This window comes from Streptomyces griseomycini, from assembly GCF_014203535.1.
GTDB lineage: Bacteria > Actinomycetota > Actinomycetes > Streptomycetales > Streptomycetaceae > Streptomyces > Streptomyces griseomycini.
The window spans coordinates 1-2,530 of record NZ_JACHJI010000058.1; the positions used below are offsets into that span (position 1 = coordinate 1).

1 protein-coding gene is annotated in these 2,530 nt (G+C 75.8%); it reads right to left on the minus strand.

Going from position 1 to position 2,530, the window contains the following annotated elements; translation table 11 throughout:
• Positions 1–2,530: non-ribosomal peptide synthetase (locus FHS37_RS38650; protein WP_184829998.1), on the minus strand; the 2,530-nt coding region annotated here is incomplete at both ends.

Below are 2,530 nucleotides of genomic sequence, written 5' to 3' on the forward strand. Positions count from 1 at the left end.
CCCCGCCCCTCACAACGCGCCGCATACGCCCGCCCCAGATCACGGGCCAGCGGCCCCATCGACCAGCCGTCGGCCGCGATGTGGTGCACCACGAGCAGCAGCACGTTCTCACCCGGGGCGACCTCGAAGAGCCAGGCCCTCAGGGGCGCTTCGCAGCCGAGATCGAAGAGGTGGTCCGCGCGGGCGGCCAGCTCCCGGTCCAGCTCCGCCGGGGCCACCCGCACCACCGTGAGCAGCTCACCGACCTCGGCCATGCCGAGCACCCGCTGATGCGGCACACCCCCCGGGGCCGGCGGGAACACGGTCCGCAGGCTCTCGTGCCGCTCGACCACGTCCCGCAGCGCCGCCGCGAGGGCGGCCACGTCCACGGCACCGGTCAGCCGGACCGCCATCGGGATGTCGTACGTCGCCGACGGGCCTTCCAGCTGACCGAGGAACCACAGCCGTTGCTGGGCGTACGACGTCGGGAGCCGGTGCGGCCGGGGCCGGACGCCGAGCGTCGAGCGCACCGTGCCGCCGGACGGGAGCCGCCCGGCGAGCGCCGCGACCGTGGGGTGGTCGAAGAGGGTGTGGAGGCGCAGCTCGACGCCGAGCGCGGACCGCACCCGGCTCAACAGACGGGTCGCGAGCAACGAATGACCGCCCAGGGCGAAGAAGTCGTCGTCGACGCTCACCGACGGCACGCCGAGGACGTCGGCGAAGATCCCGCAGAGCACCTCCTCGCGCGGTGTCCGCGGCGCCCTGCCCGTCCTCGCGTGCCTCACCCGCGGCGCGGGCAGGGCCCGCTGGTCGAGCTTGCCGGTCACGGTCAGCGGCAGGGCGTCCACGGCCACCACGGCCGACGGCACCATGTACTCGGGCAGGTGCCCGCCGGTCAGCGCCGCAGGGTCCATGTCCTCGAGGGCCTCCCGCGCCACGCCCGCGCCCGGCACCACGTATCCGACGAGCCGCCGGTCGCCGGGGCGGTCCTCGCGGACGACGGCAGCCGCCTGCGCGATGTCCGGACGGGCCAGGAGCGCCGACTCGACCTCGACGAGCTCGATGCGGAAGCCGCGCACCTTCACCTGGGTGTCGACGCGCCCGACGTACTCCAGCCGCCCGTCGGGTGTCCAGCGTGCCAGGTCGCCGGTGCGGTACATGCGCTCACCGGGCGCTCCGTACTCCGCCGCGTACGGGTCCGCCACGAAGCGCTCGGCGGTCAGGCCCGGGCGGTGAGCGTACCCCCGCGCCAGACCGGTGCCCGCCACGTACAGCTCTCCGACCACGCCCGGCGGGACGAGGCCGAGGCCCGCGTCGAGCACGTACGTCCTGGTCCCGTCCATGGGCCCTCCGATCGGCGGCGACACCGCGGTGAGGTCCGTGTCGGCGACGGGGCCGCACGTGGCGAAGGCCGTCGCCTCCGTCGGGCCGTAGACGTCGATCACGGTGGTCGCCGGGCAGGCCCGCAGCACCCGTCCGAGGACCGCGGAGGGCACCGGTTCGCCGCCGGTCCACACCTCCTGGAGTCCGGCGAAGCACTCCGGCGCCTCCTCGGCGAGGACCCGGAAGAGACCGATCGTGAGGAACAGCGCGGTGACGCCCCGCCCGCCGGTGGCCCGCTCGACTCCCGCGGGGCTCAACCCGCCCGGTCCGGCCACCACCACCGTTCCGCCGCCGAGCAGGGGCACCCAGACCTCGTACGTCGACGCGTCGAAGACGTGCGCCGAGTGGAACAGCACACGCCGGTGCGCTTCGGCGCCGAACCGCCGGTCCGCGGCCAGGCCCAGGACACCCCGGTGGGTGACGGCGACCCCCTTGGGCCGCCCGGTCGAGCCGGATGTGTACATCACGTACATCAGGGCGTCGGGGCCGGCACCGCGCCAGCCCGGCGTGTTCCCCGGGAAGGCCGGCCCGGTCCCGCCCGCCCCCTGCTGGTCCTCGCCGATGTGGACGCGGACCGGACGGTCGCCGACGTCCGGCCCGAGGTCCGAGGTGCCGTCCGTGAGGAGGACCGTCGCTCCCGTGTCCCGGAGGACGAAGTCGATCCGCGAGCCCGGCCACCGGCCGTCCAGCGGTACGTAGGCGCCCCCCGCCTTGACCACCGCGAGCAGCGCGACGATCAGTCGCGCCGAGCGCTCCATCAGGACCGCCACCGGGTGCTCGGGTCCCACGCCCGCCGCGGCCAGGCGCCCGGCGAGGCGGTCGGCGCGGGCGTCGAGTTCGGCGTACGACAGCTCGGTTCCGTCCGCGTCGACGACGGCCGTCGCCCCCGGGGTGCTGCGGGCCCGGGCCTCGAAGAGGTCCGCGACGTTCGCGCGCGGGAGTTCCTGGCGGGCGCCGTCGCCGACGGCGAGCAGGCGGCTGCGCTCGTGCGGGTCCAGGATGCCGAGGGCACCGAGCCGCCGGTCCGGGTCGCCGGCGGCGGCGTCGAGGAGCCGGGTGAGGCGGTCGGCGATGGCCTCGGCGGTGGTGCGGTCGAACAGGTCGGCGGCGTAGGTGATGCCGCCCCCGACACCGGCCGGGGCGCCGTCGGCCGTGAACCGTTCGGTGA